Consider the following 4,144-nt stretch of genomic DNA (forward strand, 5'->3'; position numbering starts at 1 on the left):
ACCTCCACGAGCCCCCTCGACGCCCCCTCGTGACGCCCCTCGTGACGCCCCTTCGAGGCTCCTCGAACGCCTTCTCGTCGCCTAGGAGTTGAGCTCCGCCAGCACCCGCAACGTATGCGGGTCGGGCGCCAGCACCAGCAGGTCCGTCACCGGCCCCTTGCGCCACGACTCCAGCCGTTCCGCGATCCGTTCGCGCGGGCCGACCAGCGAGATCTCGTCCGCGAAGGAATCCGGCACAGCGAGCACGGCCTCCTCGCGCCGCCCGTCGAGGAAGAGCCGCTGGATGCGCCGGGCCTCCTCCTCGTACCCCATGCGGGCCATCAGGTCGGCGTGGAAGTTGCGCCGGGCGTGCCCCATCCCGCCGATGTAGAAACCGAGCATGGCCTTCACGGGCAACAGTCCCTCGGCGACGTCGTCGCAGACCCTCGCCCGTGCCATGGGCGCGATGAGGAAGCCCTCGGGCACGTCGGTCAGGGAGGCCTCGTAGACATCGGTCCGCGACGGCGACCAGTACAACGGCAGCCAGCCGTCCGCGATCCGGGTCGTCTGCGCGATGTTCTTCGGCCCCTCCGCGCCGAGCAGGACGGGGAGATCGGCCCGGAGCGGGTGGGTGATGGGTTTCAGCGCCTTGCCGATGCCGGTGCCGTCCGGCCCGTCGTAGGGGAGGGGGTGATAACGCCCGTCCACCTCAACAGGTCCCTCGCGCCTGAGGACTTGACGAATGACGTCGACGTACTCCCTCGTCGCGGTCAGCGGCGATTTCGGGAACGGCCGCCCGTACCAGCCCTCGACGACCTGCGGCCCGGAGAGCCCGAGCCCGAGCATGGCCCGGCCGCCGGAGAGGTGGTCCAGGGTCAGGGCGTGCATCGCGGTGGTGGTCGGCGACCGGGCGGCCATCTGCGCGACCGCCGTGCCCAGCTTGATCCTCGACGTCCGCGCCGCGATCCAGGTGAGCGGCGTGAAGGCGTCCGAGCCCCACGACTCGGCGGTCCACACCGAGTCGTACCCGAGCCGCTCCGCCTCCTGGACGAGCGGGACATGGTCCGCCGAAGGGCCGCGTCCCCAGTAACCGAGTGCCAGACCGAGCCGCATACGCCTGCCTCCTGACGGTCCGTCAGCTGTACGGAGCGGGAGGCGACTGTACGGCAACGGCCCCCCGCCCGGAAGAGCGAGGGGCCGTCGTACGGCGAGGGGATCGCGTCGGGGTCAGCCGCGCTGGATGCCGCTGGTGTCCTGGAGGACGCCGCGACGGCCGTCCTGCGTCTGGGCGACCAGGTTGGCGCCACGCTGCTCCACCGCCAGGTACCAGGTGCCCGGCGCCAGTTCGGCGATCGTGGACTGCGAGCCGTCCTCCGCGAACAGCGGACGGGCCACCGGCACCGCGAACCAGAACGGCGAGAAGTCACCGGCCGGCGGCTGCGGCGCCGCAGCCTGCTGCTGGGGAGCGCCACCGAACGGCGCCCCCGGACCCGGCTGACCCGGCTGCCCGGGCTGCGGCTGACCCGCACCGAACGGACCCGGGGCCCCGGCACCCGGGTACCCGTAACCACCGGGAGGCTGACCCCCGTACGGCTGCGGCGCGGCCGGCCGCGGAGCACCGACGAGAGCGGCCTTGAGAGCGGGGACGAGGGGGGTGGCGATGGCGGCGGCGGCCAGGAGCAGGGCGGCGATGAGACCGAGGATGAGACCGGCGCCGGACTCCGGCTCCGAGCCCCCGAGGCCGCCGAAGAACTCCTCCATCGCGCCCAGCGGGTCGATGATCGACCAGAACGAGGTCCACGCGGCGAAGATCGTCAGAGCCACCCCGAGCTGGCCCAGGTCGAGACCGACGACCTTGGGCGGCTGCGGCAGCGCACGGGCGATGACGATCAGCACCGCCCCGATGATGCCGCCGACGTACATGCTCATCACCAAGCCGAGGTTGTCCCAGGCATTGGGGATGTCGTCGCCGGAGCCGTCGAACGTGTCGAGGAACGACGCGATGAACAGCAATACCGCTGCTCCGATCACGACGCCGTCGCCTCTGGTGAGGGAGCGGATATTCACTTCAGGTCCTTCGTCAGTCGTCTCGTCATCGGTGGAGGCGTCGCCGTCACCATGTCGCCGTCAGGCCGTGGTGGGAAGCGCGGGGGTGGCCCCTCATCGTAGGGACGACCTTATCGTCCGACCGACGTGGGTGTCCGCCGGGTTCACCGCGGTGATCACTACCCGCCCCCTACCCGCGCAGAAAACCCACGATTCCCTCAGAGGTTCCCCTGCGCGCTTCCTGTCCGCCCAGGCACCGCTGGTCAGCGGCGCCCCGTCATGGATATCGCGTAACCCCGCGCGCCCGACGAACTCGGAGGGAACCGTTGACAGATTGAGACCGCGCGCACGTCATTCCGTGGCACTTCCCTTAGCGTCCGCAGCCCGATCCGTTTCCCCGAAAGGGAAAGTTGTTCAATTCTTCAGGAAGCTCGTGATGCCGTCCGAGATTCCGCGGGCCGCCTTCTGCCGCCAGGCGCCGCTGGTGAGCAGGGAGGCGTCCTTGCTGTCGCGCATGTTGCCGCACTCGATGAACACCTTCGGGACCGTGGAGAGGTTGAGGCCGCCGAGGTCGGTGCGGGTGACGAGGCCGGTGCCGTCGCCGACGTAGTTGGAGGGGGCGCTGCCGGTGGCGCGGACGAAGTAGCCGGCGATGCGCTCGCCGAGGTCACGGGAGGGGGCGACGATGGGCCGGGTGTCCGCGGCGCCCTCGTTCACCGAGCCCGGCAGGATGACGTGGAAGCCGCGGTTGCCGGACCCGGAACCGTCCGCGTGGATCGACACCACCGCGTCCGCCTTCGCCTCGTTGCCGATGCGTGCCCGCTCGTCGATGCACGGACCCCAGTCCCGGTCGTCGTCCTGCGTGAACTTCACCGTGGCGCCCTGCTGTTGGAGGAGCGTGCGCAGCCGACGGGAGACGTCCAGAGTGAACTCGGCTTCCAGGTAACCGTCGTTGGTGGTCGTCCCCGTCGTGTCGCACTCCTTCGCGTGCGTCCCGATGTTCACCTTGCGGTTGATCTCGGTGGTGTGCTGGAAGTTGCCGGGGTTGTGACCCGGGTCGATGACGACGACCTTGCCCTTCAGGGGCCCGGTCGCGGCGGGCGCGGAGGCCCCGCCCGAGGGGCCCGCCTTCTCGCCGTCCTCGCCGCCGCCTTCGCCGTTGTGCGCGTCGGCGGACGCGCCGGGCTTCCCGCTCGCCGGGGGCGTGGTCGCCGACCGCGTCTGCGGCACCTTCGCGCTGTCCGATCCGCCGTCCCCGCCTCCGGGGCCCCCGGTGACCTGCCAGACCCCCCATCCGGCCACCGCTCCCACGACGACCGCGGCCACCGCCACGGTCAGCGGACGGCGAAGGGCGGAACGGCGGGGCTGGGGCGGATCGAAGTCCGGGCCTACGTACGACACGCCTGCCACCTTACGGGTCGGGCGGCGCACGGGCGGGACACCCCTGCGAGCGCTCCCGCGGAGTGCCACCCTCGGCGTCGCGGCACGGGCTGGACCGGTCGGCCGTCGGCAGGTCAGAGTACGGGGATGATCGAGGTGGTGATCGCGGTTCTCGGGGCCGTGGTGGGGGCTTCGGCGCTCGTCGTGAGTATCGCCGGGCACCGTCACAACGTCCGTCAGGCCGGCCGGCTGGCCGAGCGAGAACGACGTATCGAGGACCGGGAACGCGAGGCGGACCAGCGGGAGAAGCTGATCCAGTCGTCGATGCTGCACGTCACCATGGGCAGCCGCCCCTCGGTGCTCGCGGACGGCTACGCGCGGTGGCGCCTCGAAGCGGTCAACACCAGCAACCAGCCGCTCGTCCAGGTCGCCGTCCACTACGACGGCGTACGCCTCGACGGCCGCGAGATCCTTCCGGCCGGCGGCCGGCTCACCGTCGATCTCCCCATGACCTCCGCCAACGGTTCACCGCCCTCACCGCTGCTCTGTTCCGTCGAGTTCACCGACTCCTCCGGCAGCCGCTGGCGCCGCCTGGCCACCGGGCAACTCCAGCCATGGGCGTCCGGGACCGGCGACGAGACGGACTGGCAGCCGCCCGTCGCGCCGATCGTCGGCCCCCTTCCGGCCCCCCTGATGTACGGCAGCCCCGCCGGCGGCGCCAGCGGCTGCCGGAGGAGTC

At 71.4% G+C, this 4,144-nt stretch carries 4 protein-coding genes; 1 reads left to right on the forward strand and 3 read right to left on the reverse strand.

What is annotated here, in order from left to right:
- Window positions 1–81 precede the first annotated feature (81 nt).
- The 3 genes from P1P70_RS41585 to P1P70_RS41595 form a co-directional block, all read right to left on the reverse strand.
- Window positions 82–1,092, reverse strand: coding sequence for an LLM class F420-dependent oxidoreductase (locus tag P1P70_RS41585; RefSeq protein ID WP_319247231.1), 1,011 nt, complete (start codon window positions 1,090–1,092; stop codon window positions 82–84).
- A gap of 114 nt (window positions 1,093–1,206) precedes the next feature.
- Complete coding sequence (locus P1P70_RS41590; protein ID WP_319247233.1) at window positions 1,207–2,046, reverse strand: hypothetical protein; 840 nt, start codon at window positions 2,044–2,046, stop codon at window positions 1,207–1,209.
- A 393-nt stretch (window positions 2,047–2,439) separates the two neighbouring features.
- Complete coding sequence (locus P1P70_RS41595) at window positions 2,440–3,426, reverse strand: N-acetylmuramoyl-L-alanine amidase (RefSeq protein ID WP_319247235.1); 987 nt, start codon at window positions 3,424–3,426, stop codon at window positions 2,440–2,442.
- A gap of 126 nt (window positions 3,427–3,552) precedes the next feature.
- On the opposite strand from P1P70_RS41595, the gene P1P70_RS41600 reads away from it, so the two are divergent.
- On the forward strand, window positions 3,553–4,144 hold a 592-nt coding region (locus tag P1P70_RS41600; RefSeq protein WP_319247237.1), incomplete at its 3' end, for a hypothetical protein.

The sequence above is a fragment of the Streptomyces sp. MB09-02B genome, assembly GCF_033794485.1.
In the GTDB taxonomy this organism is placed as follows: Bacteria; Actinomycetota; Actinomycetes; order Streptomycetales; family Streptomycetaceae; genus Streptomyces.

Excerpts from the sequence above, each read along its gene's own strand:
- P1P70_RS41585 (WP_319247231.1), bottom strand. The coding sequence starts at position 1,092 with ATGCGGCTCGGTCTGGCACTCGGTTACTGGGGACGCGGCCCTTCGGCG.